25 protein-coding genes and 1 tRNA gene are annotated in these 20,985 nt (G+C 44.5%); 15 read left to right on the forward strand and 11 right to left on the reverse strand.

Features of this window, described 5'->3' with window-relative positions:
- Positions 1 to 72: 72 nt before the first annotated feature.
- A tRNA-Arg gene (locus tag QUA43_RS17640) sits at positions 73 to 146 on the reverse strand.
- 78 nt (positions 147 to 224) lie between these two features.
- On the opposite strand from QUA43_RS17640, the gene moaC reads away from it, so the two are divergent.
- From moaC to QUA43_RS17655, 3 genes are all read left to right on the forward strand, one after another.
- A complete protein-coding gene (gene moaC / locus QUA43_RS17645) occupies positions 225 to 746 on the forward strand; it encodes a cyclic pyranopterin monophosphate synthase MoaC (RefSeq protein ID WP_333375589.1) in 522 nt (173 codons plus the stop codon).
- A gap of 88 nt (positions 747 to 834) precedes the next feature.
- A complete protein-coding gene (locus QUA43_RS17650; protein ID WP_006633890.1) occupies positions 835 to 1,092 on the forward strand; it encodes a 2TM domain-containing protein in 258 nt (85 codons plus the stop codon).
- Positions 1,093 to 1,156: 64 nt separating this feature from the next.
- Positions 1,157 to 1,459 (forward strand): DUF3181 family protein, encoded by a 303-nt coding sequence (locus QUA43_RS17655; RefSeq protein WP_333375591.1) that lies wholly within the window; start codon positions 1,157 to 1,159, stop codon positions 1,457 to 1,459.
- 74 nt (positions 1,460 to 1,533) lie between these two features.
- Here the strand turns inward: QUA43_RS17655 and murJ are convergent, their stop codons facing one another.
- Entirely contained in the window at positions 1,534 to 3,147 is a 1,614-nt protein-coding gene (gene murJ / locus QUA43_RS17660; protein ID WP_333375592.1) for a murein biosynthesis integral membrane protein MurJ, read from the reverse strand.
- Between the two features lie 67 nt (positions 3,148 to 3,214).
- Between murJ and QUA43_RS17665 the strand changes: the two genes are divergently transcribed.
- Entirely contained in the window at positions 3,215 to 4,387 is a 1,173-nt protein-coding gene (locus tag QUA43_RS17665; RefSeq protein WP_333375593.1) for a DUF3095 domain-containing protein, read from the forward strand.
- A gap of 67 nt (positions 4,388 to 4,454) precedes the next feature.
- Complete coding sequence (gene sfsA / locus QUA43_RS17670) at positions 4,455 to 5,177, forward strand: DNA/RNA nuclease SfsA (RefSeq protein WP_333375594.1); 723 nt, start codon at positions 4,455 to 4,457, stop codon at positions 5,175 to 5,177.
- Positions 5,178 to 5,301: 124 nt separating this feature from the next.
- On the opposite strand, the gene QUA43_RS17675 is transcribed toward sfsA, so the two are convergent.
- From QUA43_RS17675 to QUA43_RS17700, 6 genes are all read right to left on the reverse strand, one after another.
- Positions 5,302 to 5,628 (reverse strand): protease inhibitor I42 family protein, encoded by a 327-nt coding sequence (locus QUA43_RS17675; RefSeq protein WP_333375596.1) that lies wholly within the window; start codon positions 5,626 to 5,628, stop codon positions 5,302 to 5,304.
- Between the two features lie 340 nt (positions 5,629 to 5,968).
- On the reverse strand, positions 5,969 to 6,406 hold the full coding sequence (locus tag QUA43_RS17680; RefSeq protein ID WP_333375597.1) for a hypothetical protein: 438 nt from the start codon (positions 6,404 to 6,406) through the stop codon (positions 5,969 to 5,971).
- 81 nt (positions 6,407 to 6,487) lie between these two features.
- On the reverse strand, positions 6,488 to 7,576 hold the full coding sequence (locus QUA43_RS17685) for a C1 family peptidase (RefSeq protein ID WP_333375598.1): 1,089 nt from the start codon (positions 7,574 to 7,576) through the stop codon (positions 6,488 to 6,490).
- Positions 7,577 to 7,941: 365 nt separating this feature from the next.
- Positions 7,942 to 8,289 (reverse strand): DUF1036 domain-containing protein, encoded by a 348-nt coding sequence (locus QUA43_RS17690; protein WP_333375599.1) that lies wholly within the window; start codon positions 8,287 to 8,289, stop codon positions 7,942 to 7,944.
- A gap of 41 nt (positions 8,290 to 8,330) precedes the next feature.
- The gene (locus QUA43_RS17695; protein ID WP_333375600.1) at positions 8,331 to 8,711 is read right to left on the reverse strand and encodes a hypothetical protein; all 381 of its coding nucleotides are present in this window, start codon (positions 8,709 to 8,711) and stop codon (positions 8,331 to 8,333) included.
- Positions 8,712 to 8,824: 113 nt separating this feature from the next.
- Positions 8,825 to 9,556, reverse strand: coding sequence for a helix-turn-helix transcriptional regulator (locus QUA43_RS17700; RefSeq protein WP_333375602.1), 732 nt, complete (start codon positions 9,554 to 9,556; stop codon positions 8,825 to 8,827).
- A gap of 422 nt (positions 9,557 to 9,978) precedes the next feature.
- On the opposite strand from QUA43_RS17700, the gene QUA43_RS17705 reads away from it, so the two are divergent.
- Positions 9,979 to 11,301, forward strand: coding sequence for a 3-isopropylmalate dehydratase large subunit (locus tag QUA43_RS17705; RefSeq protein ID WP_333375604.1), 1,323 nt, complete (start codon positions 9,979 to 9,981; stop codon positions 11,299 to 11,301).
- 211 nt (positions 11,302 to 11,512) lie between these two features.
- On the opposite strand, the gene QUA43_RS17710 is transcribed toward QUA43_RS17705, so the two are convergent.
- Together QUA43_RS17710 and QUA43_RS17715 are read right to left on the reverse strand one after the other, a co-directional pair.
- On the reverse strand, positions 11,513 to 11,911 hold the full coding sequence (locus tag QUA43_RS17710) for a transcriptional regulator (RefSeq protein ID WP_333375606.1): 399 nt from the start codon (positions 11,909 to 11,911) through the stop codon (positions 11,513 to 11,515).
- Positions 11,895 to 12,194 (reverse strand): type II toxin-antitoxin system HigB family toxin, encoded by a 300-nt coding sequence (locus tag QUA43_RS17715; protein WP_333375607.1) that lies wholly within the window; start codon positions 12,192 to 12,194, stop codon positions 11,895 to 11,897. The genes QUA43_RS17710 and QUA43_RS17715 overlap by 17 nt, the downstream gene beginning before the upstream one ends.
- 546 nt (positions 12,195 to 12,740) lie before the next feature.
- Here QUA43_RS17715 and QUA43_RS17720 point away from each other — a divergent pair.
- From QUA43_RS17720 to QUA43_RS17730, 3 genes are all read left to right on the forward strand, one after another.
- Positions 12,741 to 13,499 (forward strand): DNA-binding protein, encoded by a 759-nt coding sequence (locus QUA43_RS17720; RefSeq protein WP_333375608.1) that lies wholly within the window; start codon positions 12,741 to 12,743, stop codon positions 13,497 to 13,499.
- A gap of 334 nt (positions 13,500 to 13,833) precedes the next feature.
- Positions 13,834 to 14,532 carry an aquaporin Z gene (gene aqpZ, locus QUA43_RS17725; RefSeq protein ID WP_333097370.1) on the forward strand — a complete coding sequence of 233 codons (699 nt, stop codon included), beginning with the start codon at positions 13,834 to 13,836 and terminating at the stop codon, positions 14,530 to 14,532.
- Positions 14,533 to 14,660: 128 nt separating this feature from the next.
- The gene (locus QUA43_RS17730; RefSeq protein ID WP_333375664.1) at positions 14,661 to 15,149 is read left to right on the forward strand and encodes a gluconokinase; all 489 of its coding nucleotides are present in this window, start codon (positions 14,661 to 14,663) and stop codon (positions 15,147 to 15,149) included.
- Between the two features lie 229 nt (positions 15,150 to 15,378).
- Here QUA43_RS17730 and QUA43_RS17735 read toward each other — a convergent pair whose 3' ends face one another.
- Positions 15,379 to 16,356 carry a carbohydrate kinase gene (locus tag QUA43_RS17735; protein WP_333375610.1) on the reverse strand — a complete coding sequence of 326 codons (978 nt, stop codon included), beginning with the start codon at positions 16,354 to 16,356 and terminating at the stop codon, positions 15,379 to 15,381.
- A gap of 444 nt (positions 16,357 to 16,800) precedes the next feature.
- Here QUA43_RS17735 and QUA43_RS17740 point away from each other — a divergent pair, with 444 nt between their 5' ends.
- From QUA43_RS17740 to QUA43_RS17765, 6 genes are all read left to right on the forward strand, one after another.
- Positions 16,801 to 17,076 carry a photosynthetic electron transport-dependent transcriptional regulator PedR gene (locus QUA43_RS17740; RefSeq protein ID WP_015177040.1) on the forward strand — a complete coding sequence of 92 codons (276 nt, stop codon included), beginning with the start codon at positions 16,801 to 16,803 and terminating at the stop codon, positions 17,074 to 17,076.
- A gap of 34 nt (positions 17,077 to 17,110) precedes the next feature.
- Positions 17,111 to 17,392, forward strand: a complete 282-nt coding sequence (locus tag QUA43_RS17745) for a hypothetical protein (protein WP_333375665.1) — start codon at positions 17,111 to 17,113, stop codon at positions 17,390 to 17,392.
- A 130-nt stretch (positions 17,393 to 17,522) separates the two neighbouring features.
- Positions 17,523 to 18,800 (forward strand): histidine--tRNA ligase, encoded by a 1,278-nt coding sequence (hisS, locus tag QUA43_RS17750; protein WP_333375612.1) that lies wholly within the window; start codon positions 17,523 to 17,525, stop codon positions 18,798 to 18,800.
- A gap of 55 nt (positions 18,801 to 18,855) precedes the next feature.
- Positions 18,856 to 19,017, forward strand: coding sequence for a hypothetical protein (locus QUA43_RS17755; protein ID WP_333375614.1), 162 nt, complete (start codon positions 18,856 to 18,858; stop codon positions 19,015 to 19,017).
- Between the two features lie 96 nt (positions 19,018 to 19,113).
- Positions 19,114 to 20,214, forward strand: a complete 1,101-nt coding sequence (locus QUA43_RS17760; RefSeq protein WP_333375615.1) for a DNA cytosine methyltransferase — start codon at positions 19,114 to 19,116, stop codon at positions 20,212 to 20,214.
- 113 nt (positions 20,215 to 20,327) lie between these two features.
- Positions 20,328 to 20,975, forward strand: coding sequence for a hypothetical protein (locus QUA43_RS17765; RefSeq protein ID WP_333375617.1), 648 nt, complete (start codon positions 20,328 to 20,330; stop codon positions 20,973 to 20,975).
- Positions 20,976 to 20,985 lie beyond the last annotated feature (10 nt).

Consider the following 20,985-nt stretch of genomic DNA (forward strand, 5'->3'; position numbering starts at 1 on the left):
GAGCCTTGAATGTTGAGTTGGATTAATTTCTTAATTCAAAACTCAAAACTCAAAATTCATAACTTTTAGTAGTGGGCTTGGAGGGATTCGAACCCCCGACCTCATGGTTCGTAGCCATGCACTCTATCCAACTAAGCTACAAGCCCCTGTTGAGTTCAGATTTAATCTAAAATTGATTAAGTTCTTTTCTCACAGAATCTAACATTAACACCATTACCAAAATAATGCAAGACCTTTCGCAAACTTTTTCTAAATTGCCCGATCGCACACAGCTAACTCACCTCGACAACAGCGGGGAAGCCCAAATGGTGGACGTTTCGGCGAAGGTGCCGACTGTGCGACAAGCTGTGGCTGCTGGCCGGGTGCGGATGTTGCCGGAGACGTTTGCGGCGATTGAAGCGGGGAATGCGCCGAAAGGTGATGTGTTGGGCACTGCAAGGCTGGCTGGAATTATGGCGGCGAAACAGACTGCACATTTGATTCCTCTGTGTCACCCTCTGCCGCTGAGTAGTGTGGAGGTGCAGGTGATGCCGGATGCTGGGTTGCCGGGGTATCAAATTCGGGCGACGGTGAAAATTAAGGCGGAAACTGGGGTGGAAATGGAGGCGCTGACGGCGGTTTCGGTGGCGGCGCTGACTTTGTATGATATGGCGAAAGGGTTGGAAAAGTCGATCGCCATTGAGTCAATTCACCTGGTGAGTAAAAGTGGCGGCAAGTCTGGAGACTATGAAAATGTAGAGGCATAAGTTTCATGCCGAAAGAGGGATGCAGCATTCAAAAAGCTGCACTTATGATTAAAATAGGCACTGAACTACTAATATCAAGTGAAAAACTATGCCTCCTCGTTGGCCCCGCAAACCCGATCGCAACGATCCAGAGTACCGCCGTTTAGATGACCGGATGAATTTTGCTATCCACGTCGGTCTTTTTTCTGCTACCAATTCTGGTTTGTGGTTTGTTCACAATTTGCAAAAGGCTGATTGGCCTTGGGCAATTTCGGTAACGGGTGGATGGGCTCTAGTAGTTTTGGCCCACGCGATTTACCATTTTGCGATCGCCGATTATTCGCCCCTCACCAAAGATTCTGGCTGAAGGCAGTTGGTGGCGATTTGTTAAGTCTTTTGATTGATAACAAATAACTTTGTGCTTTTTTGATATGGCTAATACTACACAGGCGATCGAATCTTTAGCAGCCGAAATCGGCGAAAATGTCTACATTGACATTGCCAAGTGGCATTTGTATCTCAATGATGCCCACCTGCATACAGTTGTTGCTGAACAACTTTATTCGATGCTGGAAGATGGCGATTTAGATGCTGACAAAGTTGCACAAGTTTTGCAAGGAATTCCAGTCAAGTTGGGCGGCGGCAAGCGGGAAGTGCCGCTTGCCGATTTGATTCCGATGCAGTGTCAAGTTCAGTTGATGGATGTTTTGGAGGAATTTCAGCGGAAGATGTAAAGAAAAGGGCGGGTTTTGTACGCAGATTGTGGGCGTTGTGTCTGGTATTTCGCCCTTAACCCGCCCCGACAATTTTATTTGCGAAAACGCCCCCGAATTCGACCTACAAACATATCAACTTCCGGCAACTTCATCTGACTGACAAACAGGGCAAAAACCCCTAACCCTACACAACTTGCCACACTCAACTGTACTAATTGAATTACCAAACCTTCAGTACCCAAAACTCTTTGACAGGCTTGCAGAGTAGCCAAGGTAACGAAAGCAGTTAGACAACTGCCAGAAGTTAACCCCAGAAAAGGCAAACTCCACTCCCCCCAAGGCAGGCCGCCCAGCTTTTTATCTAAAAAGTACAAAAGCATAACCATCGAAACAAGATTCACTCCCACCGTCGCCAAAACTAATCCGGGCGCGCCAAAAGCTCCTACTAACAAATAATCCAGTAGTCCGTTCAAAAAGATATTGATAATACTGACACGAAAAGGGGTTTCTCCGTCTCCCAAAGCGTAAAATACCCGTACCACAACGTCGCGTCCCAAATACACAAACATTCCAATACTGTAAGCCATCAATATCGGCGTGACAAACAGCGAGGCCGATCGATCGAAAGCATAGCGTTCGTAAACCACGCGGACGATCGGCCCAGCAAGTGTTACCATTAAAGCGCTAAGCGGCAGCATCGTAAGGGCAGTCAAAACTAAAGATTGACGAATTCTATCTTTTAATTCCGGCCAATCTTTTGGTTCGGTGAGGCGAGAAAATATGGGTAGAAATGGCACTAAAATTACATTAGAAATAATGCCTAAAGGCGTCATAACTAACAAGCCGCTGTAACCCATCGCAGAGGCAGCTTGAGGGATGTAGGATGCGAAAAATAGGTCAGTATAAACATTAATTTGCAGCATTCCTGATGATAAGGTAGCAGGAACCATCACCTTAATTACTTCTTGCACTCCCGGCCGTTTAAAATTAAACCGCAAGCGCAATGTTCCCAAGCCGGCGCGCCACTGCGCCACAAGTTGCACCAACCATTGCAAAACAGCACCCGCTAAAGTTCCCCAAGCTAACACTAAGCCGCCAATTAGTGCGTATTCTGGCTGAATAATTTTGTCTCCGAGTTGCAGTGCGAGAATCCCCAAACCGCCGACAAGTGCAACGCTGGAAAATAAAGGACTAATCGAAGGCAACCAGTACATATCGGCGGCGTTGAGAGTGCCGAAACCAATGCCGATTAAGCCTGAAAGTAAGGCCATCGGTGCCATAATCCGAAATTGCTGGACGGCAATTGCTTTGATTTGTAAACCTTCTGCTGTTCTATTTAATCCCGGTGCCACCAAATCGATCAGCGGATCGGCAAAAATAATTAAAGCGATCGTCACCAACAGCAGCAAGCCGCCGACTAAGGTGGTGATAGTCTCGACTAAGGGCGCTGCTTCTTTTTTATCCCGGCGGGCTAAAACACTGACTATGGCGCTGTGAAATGGCCCGTTAATCCCTCCCAGCAAAATAAATAAGAAACCAGGGATGACGTAGGCGTAGTTGTAGGCATCGACGGCGACACCGACTCCAAAGGCTGCGGCGATCGCAATTTGGCGCACCAACCCAAAGACTTTGCTAATTAGAGTGGCGACTGCGACAATGCCGGCAATCCCTGCGAGGGAACGAGAGGGCTTCTGCGGTTCAGACACAAATAGTTACAAATGCTAGTGCTAAAAGGCTTCACTAAGTTTAATAGCAAATCGGGAAAATCATAACATGAATTCAGAAAATTTCTATTCCCAATTACCTTTACTGGACAATTTTCTCAAGATTACCGATCTCAGTAATTTTTTTGACGTACCTGATGATTGGTACATTGTTGTCACAGATATTCGCGGTTCTACAAAAGCGATTGAAGCTGGAAAATACAAAGAAGTTAACTTATTGGGGGCTTGTTCGATCGTTGCTGTTTTGAATGTAGCAGGCAAAACTGAGATTCCGTTTGTGTTTGGTGGCGACGGCGCTTCTCTTTTAATGGGGCCATCGCTTTTACCCGCTGCCCAGAAAGCTTTGCTGGCCACTCAACAACTAGCTAAAACTGAATTTGACATGGATTTGCGAGTTGGGATCGTGCCGGTTAAAGTTGTGGTAGCAGCTAATTATCCGGTTAAAATAGCTAAGTTTAAAGTTTCGGAAAATTACAGCCAAGCTGTTTTTATCGGCGGCGGCTTAACCCGTGCTACTGAACTTATTAAAGAGCCGGCTGCTGGTAATATTTACAGCCTTAAAAATAATGGCGTTTCTTCAACAGCCGATTTTTCGGGATTGGAGTGCCGATGGCAGGATATTCCCAGCAAGTACGGGGAAATAGTAACGCTGCTGGTAATGGTGCGATCGGATTTGGGCCAGCAGAGCCATCAATTTTATAGAAATATTTTAAAAAAAATTAACTACATTTACGGCAAGGAAAATTGTTTAAATCCTATCGATAGTAAATATCTAAAATTGACACTTAGTAGCACAAAACTGATTCAAGAAACTCTAGTTAGGGCGCGCAGTGCTACTTGGTTAGACCACCAGCTATATTTATCAAAAATACAGTTAGAGACGGCGCTTGGTTCGCTGCTAATGAATTTGAAGGTTAAGACAGAAGAGTTAGATTGGGGAGTTTATAAAGATATTGCGATCGCAGCTACGGATTACCGCAAATTTGATGATATGTTGAGAATGGTAATTTCGGGCAATGAGTGGCGGCGAAAAAAATTGACGGCGTACTTGGAAAGGAATTACCGAGAAGGCAAGCTGGTTTACGGTTTGCACGTTTCTGACAGAGCATTGATGACTTGTTTGGTGTTTGAACGCGCCGGCAGACAAGTGCATTTTGTAGATGGCGCTGATGGAGGTTATGCTTTAGCTGCTAAGGATATGAAACAAAGAATGAATGAATAAGTAAGCGTACCTAAACTACAAACCGTCGTTTCATGCTATGATACCTCACTCTAAAATCTAAAATCGAATGACTGACTTAATTTACAAATATCCCCCTCTTTTACCCGGCATTTTAATCAAGCGGTACAAGCGATTTTTTGCCGAAATTGAACTAGATTCGGGAGAAATAATCACCGCGCACTGCCCGAATACTGGCCCGATGACGGGTGTTTACATTCCCGGCAATCCAGTGCTAGTATCTCCCAGCGACAATCCTAAACGCAAGTTAGCTTATACTTGGGAATTAATTAAAGTTTGCGACACTGTGCCAACTTGGGTGGGAGTTAATACTGGGCTGCCAAATCGAGTAATTAAATTAGCTTTGGAATTGAAATTGTTTCCAGAGTTGGGCAATTACAGTTTAATTCAACCGGAGGTTGTTTACGGCACTGATAAAAAAAGTAGAGTGGATTTTTGGCTAACTGGTGAGGAAAAACCGATTTTTCTGGAAGTGAAAAATACAACTTGGGTAAAAGAGGAGTTGGCTTTATTTCCCGATACAGTGACGGAGAGGGGACAGAAACATTTGAGAGAATTGATCGAAGTGGTGCGGCAGGGTTCGAGGGCTGTAATGCTGTATTTTATTAATCGCGGAGATTGTACTGATTTTGCTCCGGGGGATAGTGCCGATCGCCTTTACGGAGAATTGTTCAGACAGGCGATTAGTGAAGGTGTAGAAATTTTGCCCTGTCGCTTTGATGTGACACCGGAAGGCATTCGCTATTTGGGGTTAGCCAAACTGGATATTTGAGAGTTGGTGCGGTTCATGGGGGCAAACTCAGTCAAACTGCTCAAGCCGACTAAATGTTAGTCACCTCCCAATAAGCAGCAGCTTAGCCCCAGATGCGTAAGCCATGAAACAGTCGGAAGTTTTGCTATTCGGAGACTTGAACAGTGACTTGAAATTGCTCAATGGTTGATTCCTCACCAACCCACTCACGCAAGTTTTTTAGTTGTAATTTTACTTGACCGGGATTGTTGGCTTGAAAGGTGAACACGCGCTGCCCGCCACCACCCATGCCAAGATTACTACCCAGATTAATGTCGTCACTTTTTAATTGTAAAACTTCTGTATCTAAGGCGGGCAGGAACCAGCGGTAGCCTGTTGTTGAATTTTCGTCTAAACGAAGTATGAGTATCTGTCCGCGCTTGAGGGTTAAAACTGTGCCACTATCGGCTTGAGATAAAGTTACTTCAGACATAGATTGTGATGTATGGGGTGATGGAGGTGGCTGTATAGATTGCTGTTTCGGCTGTGCGGTCGGCACTGGAGGAGATGTTATGCAAGTATATGAAGCAATGTTAGGAGACAGGGGGGTAAAGGATACTAAATAGGTGGAAAGGATTAAGGCTAAAAACATATTTATGTACAAAATAAACAGCGATCGCCAAGTTTAGTTGCGCTAGAATCGGAATTAGCTGGGGGGCGGGTGACGGTTGCATGGTGAACCTTAAAGTTGAACCATCAACCGCCAACAGACTCGATGCAAAATCTTTGAGTGCAGCGCAGCATAAACTTGGAGAGTCGGCGACAATCAAGCTTTACCAAACGTAAATGCTGGATACTTTGTTGTCGGCTTCTTCATAGTATTGGATGGGTTTAGCTAACACTTTAGCATGGGCTGCTATGACGTTGAAGGCAACGATCGCAGAGTCAGAATTATCGGCAAATTTCCGCCAACCAATCTGATCCACATACATATAAGCGTTACGAGGTGAGCTGTTTGTCCACAGTCCCAGTACCTTTTTATCACTTTGCCAAGCTGTGTTGCCTTGACTAACAGCATTTTGAGCGGGGGGATCGAAGGTGGGACGGTCTTCTTGACTTGCGGTTTGCTTCGCAGCTTGAACGGGAGGTTCTTGGGTGGGGTAGGCTTCCATTTTTATCTCCTTAGTATTGGGGTTGAAGGGTTGTGCGATCGCCTGACAAGGCAGACAAACCTCATCAGGTGAACCGGCTGGATTGCTGGAATAAGTCATGGTCGTTCCTTAATCTCTAGAAGCGTATCGTTAATTGTTGGACTTGGGATTTTGGACGATCGTCTCAAGCCCGCTGTTTTTTTACCAGGCGTAAATTTCTTTGATGATCCCGTTCTCTTGATAGAGGCTGACTGGACGATCGGCGGCTTTAGACGCAGCAAGCTGAATCAACATATCCAGGTTTGTTTCATCGCTAGCATCAGAGAGTTTTCTCCAGCCGATGCCTTCGCTTACATAGACGTAAGCATTGCGATCGGCATTGTTTGTCCAGAGTCCCAGAATTTTCACATTTGACAACCAGCCGGTTTCAACGATGCCATCCACCGCGAACATACTGGAGTCAATCCCGCACTGCCCGTAAGCGATGCGGAAAAAGCCATTCTCACCAAAGTTCTGTCCCCAGCTATTTTTTGCAATCCAATAGCCTTCGGTGTCGTTGTAACCCACGATCGAGACACAATGACCACCCTCAACCTTGCCGCTAACCTGGCGATAAATGCCGCTTTTGTAAGCGTAGAAATCTGTGTAGACAGTGAAGCAAGCTGCCAACGCGCCGCGAGTGGCAAGCCATTCCTTCATATCTGCGATCGATTGAATCTCATGCCAGCCGCTAATTTTAACGGCGCTACTTTGCCAGTTATTGGCAAGGTTGCTGCAATTTTGATCGGCTGCGGTGTAAGGGTAAGAAGCTTCGATCGCGACTCCTGTTTTCGCAGAATCCATTGAGGGTGGCACCCACCAACCGTTCCCGCAATTACGTCCTAAAGCGCGGGCATAGCAGTAGAACAAGTGAGCTTCGGATAAATCGATCGCCAGCGCCGGATTGTTGCGAAGGCGGCGAATGGTGGTTTCGATCGTTGCCACAGTGCCAAACGCAACACAAGAACCGCAAGAACCTTGGTCTTTGACTGGTGTCACAAATCCACCTGTCCGCATATCGAAGCTGGCCGGATAGCCTGCTGTTTCGTCTTTAATCTGTGCCGACTTAAAGACTTCCTGATTGATCTTGGCAATCTGCTCTTGTTCTTCAAAGGACGGTTCGTTAGGCCCAGGTGTATAGCCAAGCCGCAGTTGCTTTTCGGCATCTGAAAGCTGAGTCATGCTCGTTTCGCCAGCTTGCCAGGAGGCACCCGCTAGCTCGATTGCTGCTTGCAATTTAATGGAATCCATGTCATCTCCTTAAAACGTAAACTAGGTTTTAATCAAACTAAAATCGCTCGTGAGTATCCGTATTTTTTGCTCTTTTTTCGAGCTGCGATCGAAGGCTGGATAACAGCGTTTAATCTAATAGTCTTCCAAATAAACTTGGAGAGCAATACGACGATCCGCGTATAGGATTATGAAGATATTGCAACAAATTTTGCTTTGAATAACCCCGATATGCAGTTGTCAACTTTAATTTAGATAGGACTTACGCATAAACTCTATATGTAGGGCGAAGCACACCGCCCCCGATCACTACAGATAGGGTAAAAATTGACTCCTTGCGTAAGTCCTGTTTAAATTAAAATGTAACTTGACACAGCCACTCAGATTTATGGTGTCAAATTCAGCGTGAAATTGTCGTAACTGTTAATATCAAGCAACCGGAATCCCACATTAGTTGCCTGCGTGCTGCTTGTCCACTCACACCAGTCAAATACTTGTGGAGGAACAGGCCTTACGTAAGGCCCTGACCAATTTGCTCCGTTATCAGCCTCGGCATAGTAGCAGTAGTAGCGATTCAGACTACGCAAACTACCTCCATATACCACTTTGCATTCGCCAGGATTGAGCCGCCACCAACCTTTTTTTGCCCAATTCCCACCATCTGGGCAGTTGGGACGATAGTACATAATAGCTACCCAAACACCATGTGTATATTTGTTGCAAATTGTGAGCATATTCCACCTCTTACAATGAGTAATTGCCAATGAATACGGTTCTATTTCCCTGTGTTGGAACGGGTAAATTCAGGTAAAACTTCTTTGTTTTCCACAGAGAACATCGATGATGCCCGTAGCGTGTGAAGGAATGTTTGATTTTCGATGCCCGGTTGAGCATCTGATTGACCTTCGCGAGCTGTCGAATCTTGTTTCAGGGCACCGACATCAACAAAATCGACTGTTGCATCTTCTTGGCTTTTTTGAGGTAAAACTTCTTTGTTTTCCACAGAGAAGATTGATGATGCGCGTAGCGTGTGAAGCACTGTTTCATTTTCGATGCCCGGTTTAGCATCTGATTGACCTTCGCGAGATGCCCCATCCTGTTTCTGAACACCGACATCGACAAAATCGACCGTTGCGTCTACATTATTGGTTTCCATTTTTACCTCCGTAGTGGATTTTTGTTGGGCACAGGTTACAGGCTCCGTATAGCGTTTGATCTCATATTCTTCTACATACACTTGGGCAACAATACGACGATCCGCGTATAGGATTATGAAGATATTGCAACAAATTCCCCGTTGAACAACCCCAATTTTTCCAGAGCAACCATCACAGCAGCCGTCCGGGTTTGTACGCTTAGTTTCCCGTAAAGATGCTCCAGATGTTTTCGGACTGTTCCTTCACGGCAACCAAGAATTTTAGCAATTTGGGCATTACTTTTATCTTTTGCAATCCAGAAGAGAACCTCTGCCTCGCGTTGGGTAAGTCCTAACAATGTCAGACCACAAATAGATAATCCTTGCAGTTCTTGTTCCTCTAATAACAAGAGATATTGCTCTCCAATGGGATCGGGAATCAGACGGACGCTCAACTGTTTTCCTGCTTGCTGAATGTACAATGGTAAACAGCTAGATGGAATATCGCCGTTGAATGTAAGTCGCGATATCTGTTGCTTGAACCAATGTTGTAAGAGTTCTGGCAATGAGTGCGGGGCGCGGGATAAAAAATACTGGTTCAACAGTTGTTCGGCGCGTTGAGTCATGAATTGCACCTGCCCTGCAATCTCCACAACTATCGCCCCTACCCGATCCAAGATTTGCTTGACTAATACCTTAATGAAATTATCTGACTCTTTGTTAGTGCGATCGCCTAAAACTTCGAGAGTATAATGTTGGTAACAATTTTGGTAACTTTTGGCCTCAGCTTTTGCTGCTGGGAATTTATCAATACCTTCAGATGTCAACATAACTGCGCGCTGACGCTTTTGTGTCTGGGAATTCATGGGAAGTATCTCCATTGGTATACAGGGTGAGAATGACGAAACCAGATACCCTTGCGGTGCAGGTATCTAGCTCATTTCACTCTTGTTGAGGTCTACAACTGTAGAAATGCACTCTGAATTTTTTTGACAGTCCCTGATTTAAATTGCTTTTCTTAAGTAATCACTAACTAATAACACTCGCTAGCTGTTAGTTACCAGTCGCATAATCGAGTGACTTGCATAATTTTTATTTTTGTGTTAATGCCAGTATTGGCTATTGTAGAGATTGGCGATCGGCGAAAAAGAAAGTGACAGTCAATCGATTTGAGATTTGAGATTTAAGATTGAAGAAAATGTTTAGTTGATAAATTACCTGTCAACATCAGGCGATGTTTCGCTTACAATACACTATGTAGCATCTAATAAAAAAGAGCGATCGCACTATGGGAATGACCCTGACCGAAAAAATATTAGCCAAAGCATCAGGCCGCACTAAAGTCGAGCCCGGAGAAAATATTTGGGTAGAAACAGACGTGTTGATGACCCACGATGTCTGCGGGCCCGGCACCATCGGCGTTTTCAAACGCGAATTCGGTGAGAATGCGAAAGTCTGGAACCCAGACAAAATCGTTCTAATTCCCGACCACTACATTTTCACCAACGACGAACGCGCTAACCGCAACGTCGATATTCTCCGCGATTTTGCTGCCGAACAAGGGATAAAATACTTTTACGACATCACGGATCGATCGGACTTCAAAGCAAATCCCGACTACAAAGGAGTTTGCCACATCGCGCTAGCACAAGAAGGCCACACCAGACCGGGCGAAGTGCTCTTCGGCACCGATTCCCACACCTGCAATGCCGGCGCTTTCGGACAATTTGCCACCGGTATCGGCAATACAGACGCGGCTTTTATCATGGGAACCGGCAAACTGTTAATCAAAGTTCCCGCAACCATGCGCTTTGTGTTCAACGGTGAACTGCCGGATTATTTGTTAGCAAAAGACCTAATTTTGCAGATTATTGGTGATATTAGCGTGGCTGGTGCTAACTACCGGACAATGGAATTTGCCGGCGATACAGTTGAGCGTTTGACGATGGAAGAACGGATGACGCTGTGCAATATGGTGATTGAAGCTGGCGGTAAAAACGGCACGGTTGCGCCCGACAAAACTACGTTTGATTACGTTACTTCGCGGACTGATAAACCCTTCGATTCATTTTACAGCGATGGGGATGCTAAATTTTATAGCGATCGCACCTACGATGTCAGCAAATTAGAACCAGTCGTCGCCAAACCGCACTCTCCCGACAACCGCGACTTAGCCCGCAACTGTCGCGATGTCAAGATCGATCGAGTTTACATCGGTTCCTGCACCGGCGGCAAAACCTCCGACTTCCTGAATGCCGCCCGCATTCTCAAAGGAAATCAAGTCAAAGTTCCGACTTATTTAGTACCAGCAACTCAGAAAGTTTACGAAGATTTGTTTGTCACAAAATACGAGGGTCAAACGCTTTCGGAAATATTCTTAGGTGCTGGTTGCATCGAACCTGCCGCGCCTTCTTGCGCCGCTTGTTTGGGCGGGCCGAAAGATACTTTCGGGCGGATGAATGAACCCGAAATTTGCGTGTCTACAACTAACCGCAATTTCCCCGGCCGGATGGGGAATAAAGAAGCGCAAGTTTATCTAGCTTCGCCTTACACGGCGGCGGCTTCTGCCCTGACTGGGTATGTCACCGATCCGCGCGAATTCCTGTGTTAGAAGTTGCTTTCTACCAGTTGTAGGGTGCGTCAGACTTTCACTCTAGAATTTATCGAGGGTTTGGGATATGACGCACCTTATATTATGTTCGATCGATTAGTCTCGATCTGGGGGGCGGGTTTATTGTATTGTCGATTCTAGGCGATTATTGTCGCCCAAGCCGCCCCTACAAGACATGGAATTAGATCGTAACCGATCGATTCATCTTAAATTAAATGAACAAGCTAGGTGAGATTTGAAAATAATCGCCGAGTGCCTTAGCTTGTGCTTTGCTAATGGATCGCTTGCCGTTCACAACTTCAGATACTACCCCGCTAGATCCGATGATACCTACCAAGTCTGCTTGGCGGGTGCCGCTGGATTCCATGATATGTTGCAAAATCTCATGAGGTTCGGATGTGTCTATCGGATAGTTTTTGGTCTCGTAAACTTCTATCAAAGTGACTAACAACTTGTATAAAACTTTCTCCTCTGGAGTGAGGTTTTTAGCAAATGTTAGCCTTTCTGCAACTGCCAGGAGGCGATCGTATTCTTCTTCAGTTTCGATCGCCTTTGGAGCAATTTCTGCGAGCAAGTTGCTGTAAGTCGTTCGGTCAAAAGTAAGGGTCATTTTTCCATTTTTCTTTGTCGTATTCACAGTGGGTTAGGAAATATTTGTAGAAAACAGTTTGGTTCTCATAGTTAATCCCAACAATCAGGCGATAGTCGTTGCCTTTGATATTAAAAACGGTAAAGTTTCCTACTGCTTCGGCATCCCGATAAATTTTGCGAACATCCTCCAAATTCTGCCATTCCGCTTTGTTGACAGTTTCTTTCCAAATCTCAATTTTGTTTTTGACATCCGGGTATTTAGCAGCATCATCACGGAGGTTGCGGATCGAAATTAGGTGCATTTGTTTTTAGCTTTTTGGTGTTTTTGTATTGCATCTCTTTCGCTTCCCTAACGTGGCTTATTCCATCACTTTATACAGGACTTACTCACAGATTTTATCTATAGCAATCCTTGCAAGAGTCATCAACTTTTTACCCCACCCCAACCTTCAGAGCGGGTTCGGGGAGGGAGTAAGAAATTCACAAATAATGCGAGGATTGCTATATAGAGCGATCGCTGTCCACCAGAACTCTACAGGTGATCTCAAAGTTCGGTTATGCAGGGTAATACCAAATCCGGGTTAGGCATCCCCTTTATTGTCATTGCGAGGGAAGCAAAGCAATCGCAGAGACGCAAGCGATTGCTTCGCTTCCCTCGCAATGACGGAATATTTATAACAGGGGTGGTAAACTCGGATTTGGTATAAGTCCTGCTGGTATACTTATACTCTCATTTTGAGAGGAAAATGTCAAGGGTCGATCGGGTAAACATTTTTTAAGCCGTGTGGGTGAGTTGTATTTGTGCAGTACGCACGGCGCACCCTACTTGAATTGACAGGAGATTTACTTTGAAAACACTATTTTTGGCTTGGCAAAGCCCGGACAGCGGTTCTTGGTTTCCGATTGGTCGATTGACGTTTAACGGTAAAGAATACCAGTTCAATTATACAAATGGTGTTCTAGAAGCGAAACTTAAGTGCGGGTTTCTGCCTTTGCCATCTTTCCCGGATTTCAATAATGTTTACACTTCACAGAAACTGTTTTCGTTGTTTTCTAATCGAGTGCGGCCGCGATCGCGCCCTGACTACCATGAATTTGTACAGTGGTTGAATATCCCTGAACACGAACATGACCCAATTGCTTTATTGGCGCGCAGCGGAGGCAAACGGGCAACTGATAAATTTGAGGTGTTCCCTTGTCCCGAACCAGATGAAAATGGACGTTACTTTATCCATTTTTTGGCAGATGGACTGCGATACCTTTCAAAGTCGGCAATTGAACGCATTAATCGGCTTCAAGTGGGCGAATTTTTGTACTTAGCCCACGAATTTCAAAATCCGCGCGTTTCCCGTCTGCTTCTGTGTACTAAAGATCACTGGATTGTCGGCTATTGTCAGCGCTATCTTGTGGATGATATTTTTGAAATTATTTCGCAGCATCCAGAATTGGTTCGCGTAGAAGTCGATCGTCTCAATCAACCCCCAACGCCGCTACAGTTCCGCTTGCTGTGCAAGATGACAGCCGATTGGCGAGACTTTCGCCCTTTCCAAGGCCCGATGTACCAGCCGGTTAGCAGTGATGTTTTAGCTGCAAGTGCGATCGGATAATCAGCAACAATAAGTAAAATTTCGATCGCATAATTAGGGAAAAAGTCAAGTTAATTATTGTGAATTGAATACAGAAGATTGCACAATGTATACAAATAATTAACTCTATGTTGACATTTTTTCTATAATAGAGTACGTTTAAGCTAATTTATCGATTCCAAATTTCGCATTCTCAGTTAAGACCATACAATTTATGAAAATTAGAGCTAGATGTTGCTAATAATTTCCATTAGTATTGTTGCGCTGAGTGAAATAAATTCGAGTTCTAATTTTTATATTTAGAATTCCTATGGGTGTGAAATTGAACGATCACAAACTTCAGATAATTATGAGTATGAACAAAAAAATAAAGATTGGGGTTGCTGAAGCTTTTGGTACTTTTGTGTTGGTATTAGGTGGATGTGGCAGTGCGGTTTTAGCTGGAGACAAAATCGGCTTTTTGGGAGTTTCGATCGCCTTTGGTCTATCCCTCTTAATCATGGTTTATACGATCGGCCCTATCTCTGGATGCCACATTAATCCGGCGGTAAGTATCGGTTTAGTAGTTGCTAAACTGATCGATGCTGTTTTGCTTCCTTATTATATAGGAGGTCAGATTGTAGGGGGAATTTTAGGCGGTCTTGTTTTGTATATGATCGCATCAGGAAAACCAGGTTTTGATGCGGCTGCTTCGGGATTTGCGTCTAACGGTTTTGCAGAACATTCTCCCACTGGTTACGGACTTTTGGCAGCAGCTTTGACGGAAATTGTACTAACTGCTTTTCTGTTATTTACAATCATGGGTACTACCCATCCCAATTATCCCGTCGGTTTGGGCGGAATTCCGATTGGCTTGATGCTGGTGTTAATTCACTTAATCGGAATTCCCGTAACCAATACTTCAGTTAACCCAGCTAGAAGTATCGGTGTGGCACTTTTTCAAGGCGGATGGGCAATCCAACAGTTGTGGGCGTTTATTGTATTCCCTGTGATTGGTGGAATTATCGGCGTTTTGGCTTATAATTTCATTAAACCCACTATGGAAGAAATTTGAGCGAAAATCAAAAATAAACCGGGTTTATGGAATTTTTTAGGGTGGTATAATTCATCCGGCAACTTAATAAACCCGGTTTGTCGATCGCACAACTCGATAAAATTGCAAGTATTCGGTAAATAAACGTGATGATTACGATCGTGATGGGAGTCTCAGGTTCTGGCAAAACTACTGTTGGCAAGTTGCTGGCGCAATCTCTCAACTGGGATTTCAGCGATGCCGATGATTTTCACCCATCAGCTAATATCGATAAAATGAGTCGGGGCATTCCTTTAGAAGAGGCGGATCGCCTTCCTTGGCTATTACAATTGCAAGCTACAATAGACAGGTGGCTGTTAGAAAATAAAAATGTGGTTTTGGCTTGTTCTGCTTTAAAAACATCTTACCGCGAAATGCTCTACCGAGACCAAAAGCGAATGAACATAGTTTATCTCAAATGTTCGTTTCAGCTATTGGCAGCCCGGTTAAAAAATCGCGAAAATCACTACATGAAAGCAGACTTGCTGTTAAGTCAGTTAGACAGTCTCGAAGAACCACAAGATGCAATTATCATAGATGCTTCGCAGCCGTTAGAGGTGATTTTGCGCCAAATTAGAAATCATCTCATGTACGGTTAATTGCCCCCAATAAAACCTCTAATACCCAAGATGGCTTAACTTAAATACCTCTTTATTTCTTATTCTCTCTCAGCTAGGAGGAGAGTTTGTATAGTACCGATTTCAATCGCCTAGTCCGATCGAGGTTTTTTAAGGCGGATTTAGTATAACAGTTATTTTTTTCCTAGCAACCGAGTTTCTGAACCAAATTTAGCCCCCTCTCCGTTTCCCGACTGATAGGTTTGCGGCCCTAATTTTTGTACAAATATAAGAAAGCTTCTACTTCAGCCGCAGTAGGTTGAGATCTAATTGCCCCGGGTTTCATCGCTGTCATCGCACCTACCGCACTGGCATAAGTTACAATTTTCTGGGCTATTTTTGGGTCGGTTAAGTTCTTGATTCCATGCTTGCACAACTGCCGCACAAAACCAGCCAGAAATGCGTCGCCTGCACCTGTTGTATCCTCAACATCTACTGTAAATGCGGGGATTTTTCCTTCATTTTCCGCGATACAATAAGCACAACCTTTCTCCCCTGCAGTCACCAAAACACCTTCTACAGAATCGAGGCGGTAGGTAATAGATCCTGCGTCGGTAGTGTCAAACAACCATTCGGCTTCTTCCTCAGATAACTTGACAAAATCAACTTTTTTTAATATTTTTCTAATGTGCGCTTTTGCTTCGTCTGGATTTGGCCAAAACACCGGACGCCAATTGATGTCAAGTATAATTTTAACGTCGTACTGTTCTGCTAGTTCGATCGCTCGGGCGATCGCCTCTCGACTTTCAGGATAAGCTAATTCTAAAGTACCTAGCACTAAATATTCGGCATTTTCAAACAGCACTTCGGGTAGTTGTGCAGCCAGGAGGCGGGTGTCGGCAAAATCCGCAGTATCAAATTCGCCAAAACCGGCAAAATTTCGATCGCCCGCTTCATTCCGCAACACATAAACTTGCCGCGTGGGCGCACTTGGATGTCGCTGCACTCCAGCAATATCAACCCCTACTTCTTGCAATACCTGCACTAGGGAATTCCCCAAATCATCCCCACCTACAGCACCGATAAATCCCGCCGCTGTCCCCAATTTAACCAAAGCACAGGCAACATTAGCAGGAGCACCGCCGGGATATGGCGTCCAAGATTCTACCTCTTCGAGAGATACTCCTGGTTTGTCTGCTAAACAATCAAATAAAACTTCACCCAGACACAGAACGCGAGGATAAGTCATATCAATTTTAGATTTTACATTTTAGATTTTAGACCAGCAGTAGACAGGCCAATAATTATTTTTAACCCATCCCAGAAAAATTGCAAGCTATTTTTTAATAGCTGCTCCTATAATATCAGACTTACTGATACCGGCAGTTACTCGCTCAACGCACAAGTGAAGTGCGGGCGTATCAGTTGTTTTACCTGAAAACATCTGCGGGTTTGGCCCGGATGTCAGATGCGCGCAGGTAAAGGGATCACCCGCCACCGGAACGGTGCCAGCAGTGCAAGTCGGTGCGAGTCATGCTGTGTCAGCGCTGAGTTTGCACTTTTTGCGATTCTGCCAGCGAGTTGGTGCTTCGGGCCCGAAAGAGTAGCACAGCAAATTTAATTTTCTCTTCATACTTCATCCCTCATCCTCTAGAATTGTAGATAGGTAAATATGCAGACATAGGAAAAATTTATGAGTGGGATTGTCTCTGGGACCCCTGTCACCCTGTCGGACAGAGAATTGCAAGTGGTAGAGTTAGTAGCGGCGGGATTGACTAATGAGAAAATCGCCGAAAAGTTAGAGATTAGCAAGCGTACAGTTGACAACCACATTAGCAATATCTTGAACAAGACGCGCGCTGACAATCGAGTTACGCTTGTACGCTGGGCGTTGCAGTGGGGAAAGGTATGTTTGGACAATATTAACTGCTGCCCTCTACCGGGGCCGATCGATAAAGAAGTATCTTAAGTAGGGATTTTGGTTGGGGACAGGTAAAGAAATGATGCAAACGGCACAAGAAAAACAACTCCGCTATCAAATTCAAAGCCCTGGATTGCCGCTGGCGGTATATCGCGAAGTGGCGATCCATTTGCGTCAAGTTGAAGGGGTGGAAACCGGTTTAATTCCGCAGCAGTCGCAGCGGTTTGATTACTACGACAGCCAAGTTGGGGGTTTGTGGATACAGTATCCTGAAGGGTTCAATTTGGCAGGTCGCGAGCGGGTCGATCGCATTTTGGCTTATTATGGCGATCGTTACGGAGCGTGGGAATTATTAAGTCATTAGTTATTGGAAATTGTTAGTTGTTGACTGTTGACTGTTGACTGTTAACTGTTAACTAATAACTAATAACTAATAACTAATAACTAATGACTAATGACTAATGACTAATGACTAATGACTAATGACTAACAAAATGAGTGCAATTAAAACTTTACCGGGAACGCGGGATATTTTGCCCGCTGAAATTCAATATTGGCAGAATATCGAAGAAATCGCTAGAACAATTTTGAAAAAAGCGGCTTATCGAGAAATTCGGACGCCAATTTTTGAACAGACATCTTTATTTGAACGCGGCATCGGCGAAGCTACCGATGTTGTGGGCAAAGAAATGTACACTTTTAAGGATAAGGGCGATCGATCGATTACTTTGCGTCCAGAAGGCACAGCCGGAGTAGTGCGAGCTTTTATTCAAAATAGTTTAGAAGCTCAAGGTGGATTGCAGCGTCTTTGGTACGCGGGGCCGATGTTTCGCTACGAACGTCCTCAGCAGGGACGGATGCGGCAATTTCACCAAATTGGCGTAGAAGTTTTGGGAACTGCCGATCCTCGTGCGGATGTCGAGGTAATTGCGATCGCCTGTGATATCCTGCAAACTATCGGTTTAAAAAATTTGCGACTCGATATTAACTCTGTCGGAAACAAGGAAGACCGACAAAATTATCGGCAAGCTTTGATCGATTATTTTACACCGCACAAAGACGAATTAGACGCCGATTCTCAAGACCGCTTGACTCGCAATCCGCTGCGGATTTTGGACAGCAAAAATCAGCGGACTCAAGAAATTGTAGCTGGTGCGCCGAGTATTTTGGACTATTTGGGAGAGGAATCGCGATCGCACTTCGAGCAAGTGCAGCTTATGCTCACAAATTTAGGAATTAGCTATCAGTTAAATCCCAGATTAGTGCGCGGTTTAGATTACTATACCTACACCGCTTTTGAAATTATCTCCGACGATTTGGGAGCGCAAGCCACAGTTTGCGGAGGCGGCCGCTACGACGGTTTAGTCAAGGAATTGGGCGGCCCAGATACGGCGGCAGTCGGTTGGGCAATGGGTATCGAAAGGTTGATTATCCTGCTACAAAAGTTGCAACCTTTGCCCGTTTCTAAGCAGGATTTCTATTTGGTATCCAGGGGCGAAAAAGCAGAACAGCAATCGGTATTGTTAGCTCAAAAATTGCGAAGTGCGGGGTTTAGTGTAGAGATAGATTTGAGTGGTAGTGCTTTCGGGAAACAGTTTAAAAGAGCCGATCGCAGTGGTGCAGTTGCGTGCTTAGTTTTGGGAGATGCGGAAGCTGAAAACGAGACGGTACAATTGAAGTGGTTGGCGAGTGGTGAACAAAGTGCGATCGCCCAATCAGAACTACTAGCAATGACAAACGAGCTACAGCAGAAGATAATTGCTGCATATTAAGTCCGGCAGGGAATGAATTCCCTGCCTCAAAGCTAAAGTCCTCTGAAGAGGACTAATGAGTTTAAAAGCCTTCTTCTCAGTCCTCTTTAGCGGACTTCAGTTATTAGCCAAGCGAACAGAACAAGAACGTCAACGAGCCGATCGCGAAAGCCTCCGCGCTGAAAAATTGGCCGAAAAACTGCGTCAAGCGGGGATCGAGTTAGATGATGAAGAGTGAAATATCAATTGATGAGTCGAGTTCGATCGGGTTTTGGTATGATGACACTCTTGTGGTGCGGGCATCCAGCCCGCCCTTGGCTAACTTTACACTCCTATGTTAATCGAACGTCTCCAGGCGATCGCCTGGACAAAAAAACCGCGACTCATATCCTTATTTTCTGGTTGCGGCGGCATGGATTTGCCATTCCACCAAGCCGGATTTGAGGTAGTTTGGGCGATCGACTCCAACAAATACGCCTGCAAAACTTTCAGCAGAAACATCGCCGATGTCATCATCAACGACAGCATAGAAAATATAGACATTGCACAAGTTCCCGAAGCAGAAATATGTATAGGAGGGTTCCCCTGTCAAGATTTCTCCCTAATTTGGAAACGCCCCGGACTTGAAGGAACCAGAGGCAATTTATATACATATTTTCTCGATTTTGTCAACAAAAAAAAGCCCAAAGCTTTTGTAGCAGAAAATGTCAAAGGTTTATTAAGCGCCAATAATTATCAAGCAATCAAACAAATAATTTCCGACTTTGAAAGTATAGCACCGGGTTATTTAGTTAAACCTAAACTTTACAACTTTGCCGATTACGGAGTTCCGCAATTTCGGCAAAGAGTGTTATTAGTTGGCATTCGGATGGATACAGGATTTAACTTTGTACATCCTCAGCCAGAATACGGTCAAAATCGCAAAAATCCTTATCGAACTGCGGGAGAAGCACTCAAAAATGTGGAAGCAGTTCTTGACAATAACCAATATCATAAAATTCAAGCCCGCACCGTTGAAATTTTAAATCGAATTAAACCGGGAGGCAATTTCTCTGATATTCCCAAGGATAGTCCATACTATGTCAAAGGCATGATCAGTCACGTTTATCGGCGAATTCATCCAGATAAACCATCTTCGACAATCATTGCTGGTGGAGGTGGCGGAACTTGGGGTTATCATTATTTAGAACCGCGTTCTTTGACAAATCGTGAAAGGGCAAGATTACAAACATTTCCCGATGATTTTGTTTTTGAAGGTTCTACGACTGAAGTGCGGCGGCAGATTGGCAATGCAGTGCCGCCGGAGGGAATTGCGGCTGTTGTTGAGGCTTTAATTCCGCTATTTAAGGGGGATTATCCGAAAGTTGATTTATATGAAATGAGTAAAAAGTTACAGGGTATGTCTATTCAAGAACGATTAAAATGGGCTGAATAAGAGGTGTCCGAGCAGAGTTGGCAGTTAATTTCAAATGTGGCGGTATATCTGAAGTTTAACATTAGCTGGCTCTGGGTTTAGGATTAAATAAAATAAATCAGGAGGGAATGTCAATGATAAAATTTGATCTAGGTCACTACACCGATTTTAAATTGCCCAGCAACTCAACTATTCCAGAGCAATTACAGCAAACACTTCAGACGGTTTGGGACAGAAAATATGACGATTTATACGAACGAGGTGGAAAGTGCAATGTAGAAGAAGCTTTTGTAGAAGTAATGACAGCCTTTGGAATGCCTAATGATGCAATATCCCATCAGCGATATGTCTACATGGCTTATGGAATAGCATTAGCAGCTAAACCGACGATTAAGCATTACTTTCCTGAAGAACACAAGGCTGATATAGTTCAAGCAATTGTATCTTGTTGGCTGAAGGATGGTTGTGAAATTCCCGAAACTTGGGCAGATACCTTGTTTCCTAATATCAACAAAATTGGAAAATATCAAGCTACTGACGAAGCTTATAATATCTTCTATGGCTTGCTGCAAACACTCAATACCAAAACAGCCTATAATGCCATCTTAGATATTCTGTATGATGCCATTACCGGCGATGCTATTTCTGGTTTTGCTGTGGCCAAACGAGATATGTTTAATTGGTGGTTAATTGAGGTGGTTCCTGCTGCCTATTGTTTAAAGTTGCCATCTACTTTATATTCGGGAAAATGGGAATTTCCGCCGCTGAGTCAGTGCGCTTAAGTGAGGACAA

The sequence above is a fragment of the Microcoleus sp. N9_B4 genome (assembly GCF_036701635.1).
Lineage (GTDB): Bacteria > Cyanobacteriota > Cyanobacteriia > Cyanobacteriales > Microcoleaceae > Microcoleus.

Excerpts from the sequence above, each read along its gene's own strand:
- QUA43_RS17695 (WP_333375600.1), bottom strand. The coding sequence starts at position 8,711 with ATGGAAACCAATAATGTAGACGCAACGGTCGATTTTGTCGATGTCGGT.
- QUA43_RS17700 (WP_333375602.1), bottom strand. The coding sequence starts at position 9,556 with ATGAATTCCCAGACACAAAAGCGTCAGCGCGCAGTTATGTTGACATCT.
- QUA43_RS17710 (WP_333375606.1), bottom strand. The coding sequence starts at position 11,911 with ATGACCCTTACTTTTGACCGAACGACTTACAGCAACTTGCTCGCAGAA.
- sfsA (WP_333375594.1), top strand. The coding sequence starts at position 4,455 with ATGACTGACTTAATTTACAAATATCCCCCTCTTTTACCCGGCATTTTA.
- QUA43_RS17680 (WP_333375597.1), bottom strand. The coding sequence starts at position 6,406 with ATGACTTATTCCAGCAATCCAGCCGGTTCACCTGATGAGGTTTGTCTG.
- QUA43_RS17730 (WP_333375664.1), top strand. The coding sequence starts at position 14,661 with ATGATTACGATCGTGATGGGAGTCTCAGGTTCTGGCAAAACTACTGTT.
- aqpZ (WP_333097370.1), top strand. The coding sequence starts at position 13,834 with ATGAACAAAAAAATAAAGATTGGGGTTGCTGAAGCTTTTGGTACTTTT.
- QUA43_RS17665 (WP_333375593.1), top strand. The coding sequence starts at position 3,215 with ATGAATTCAGAAAATTTCTATTCCCAATTACCTTTACTGGACAATTTT.
- QUA43_RS17765 (WP_333375617.1), top strand. The coding sequence starts at position 20,328 with ATGATAAAATTTGATCTAGGTCACTACACCGATTTTAAATTGCCCAGC.
- QUA43_RS17715 (WP_333375607.1), bottom strand. The coding sequence starts at position 12,194 with ATGCACCTAATTTCGATCCGCAACCTCCGTGATGATGCTGCTAAATAC.
- QUA43_RS17675 (WP_333375596.1), bottom strand. The coding sequence starts at position 5,628 with ATGTCTGAAGTAACTTTATCTCAAGCCGATAGTGGCACAGTTTTAACC.
- QUA43_RS17735 (WP_333375610.1), bottom strand. The coding sequence starts at position 16,356 with ATGACTTATCCTCGCGTTCTGTGTCTGGGTGAAGTTTTATTTGATTGT.
- QUA43_RS17760 (WP_333375615.1), top strand. The coding sequence starts at position 19,114 with ATGTTAATCGAACGTCTCCAGGCGATCGCCTGGACAAAAAAACCGCGA.
- QUA43_RS17685 (WP_333375598.1), bottom strand. The coding sequence starts at position 7,576 with ATGGATTCCATTAAATTGCAAGCAGCAATCGAGCTAGCGGGTGCCTCC.
- QUA43_RS17650 (WP_006633890.1), top strand. The coding sequence starts at position 835 with ATGCCTCCTCGTTGGCCCCGCAAACCCGATCGCAACGATCCAGAGTAC.
- QUA43_RS17740 (WP_015177040.1), top strand. The coding sequence starts at position 16,801 with ATGAGTGGGATTGTCTCTGGGACCCCTGTCACCCTGTCGGACAGAGAA.
- moaC (WP_333375589.1), top strand. The coding sequence starts at position 225 with ATGCAAGACCTTTCGCAAACTTTTTCTAAATTGCCCGATCGCACACAG.
- QUA43_RS17745 (WP_333375665.1), top strand. The coding sequence starts at position 17,111 with ATGCAAACGGCACAAGAAAAACAACTCCGCTATCAAATTCAAAGCCCT.
- QUA43_RS17705 (WP_333375604.1), top strand. The coding sequence starts at position 9,979 with ATGGGAATGACCCTGACCGAAAAAATATTAGCCAAAGCATCAGGCCGC.
- QUA43_RS17755 (WP_333375614.1), top strand. The coding sequence starts at position 18,856 with ATGAGTTTAAAAGCCTTCTTCTCAGTCCTCTTTAGCGGACTTCAGTTA.
- QUA43_RS17655 (WP_333375591.1), top strand. The coding sequence starts at position 1,157 with ATGGCTAATACTACACAGGCGATCGAATCTTTAGCAGCCGAAATCGGC.
- hisS (WP_333375612.1), top strand. The coding sequence starts at position 17,523 with ATGAGTGCAATTAAAACTTTACCGGGAACGCGGGATATTTTGCCCGCT.
- QUA43_RS17690 (WP_333375599.1), bottom strand. The coding sequence starts at position 8,289 with ATGCTCACAATTTGCAACAAATATACACATGGTGTTTGGGTAGCTATT.